The 1041-nt window shown below is 64.4% G+C and carries 1 pseudogene; it reads right to left on the minus strand.

The window, feature by feature from the left end:
- Window positions 1-3 precede the first annotated feature (3 nt).
- Window positions 4-953: pseudogene (locus AC3WRN_RS16690) on the minus strand (IS481 family transposase).
- Window positions 954-1041: the final 88 nt, after the last annotated feature.

Below are 1041 nucleotides of genomic sequence, written 5' to 3' on the forward strand. Positions count from 1 at the left end.
CCGCTAGCTGTGTAAACCCAGTAGGTTGTTCACGACGGCAGGGATGCGAGTGATGGGTGGTTGATAGCCGAGGCTGGCGTGGGGGCGATGCCAGTCGTACTCATGCAGCCACGGGTTCAGGTGGGCGGTGCGTTGATCAGAGTGGTCGTAGCTGCGTGCGTAGGCCCACTCGCGCAATGCGGTCTGGATGAAGCGCTCGGCTTTGCCGTTGGTGCGTGGCGTATACGGACGAGTCCGCTTGTGACGTAGCCCCAAGCGACGTAGCAAGCGGGCGAAAGCGCGTGCGCGATAACAGGCGCCGTTGTCGGTGAGAACGCAGGTAAAGCGTACGCCCAGCGCACGGTAGTAGCGCACGGCCTTCAGGAGTGCCCGGCAGGCGCTGAAGGCTTGTTCGTTGGGCTCAATGCTGCTGAAGGCGACGCGTGAATGGTCGTCGATGGCCACATGCACGTACTCCCAGCCCGCCCCGTCGGAGGTGACCTGGCGATCGCCCGTCACCCGATGCCCGGGGCGCCGAAAGCGACCGAGTTTCTTGATGTCCAGATGCAGCAGGTCACCGGGTGCCTCGTGCTCGTAGCGCCGAATGGGTTCGGCCGGCTCCAGGGCGGCCAGACGATGGAGCCCGGCGCGCTGCAGCACACGCCCCACCGTGCTCGGTGCCAGCATCAGGCCGTGAGCGATGGTGCGATAGGTTTGGCGAGCACGACGGCATTCCAAGGCTTGGATAACCTTTGTCATCGGCGTGGCATGGGGGCAGGCGCGAGGCCGTGAGGACCGATTCATCAGGCCAGCGGTCCTTCATCACGGAACCGCCGAAGCCATGTGTAGGCCGTGCGAACACTGACGCCGGCCGCCTTCGCCGCTTCTTCGGCACGCATGCCCTGTGTGGTCACGCGTTCCACGAGCAGGGCTCGACTATACGGCGTCAAACGGGCACCTTTATGTGCGTTCATCCGGGGCTCCTGGAGGGGTGGGTGGGTCGCACCTCCAGTCTTCCGGGGTCACCCCGGATGAACAACCTACTGAGAGATCACAGCTAGC

The organism is Rhodanobacter sp. FW101-FHT13A11 (genome assembly GCF_058790335.1).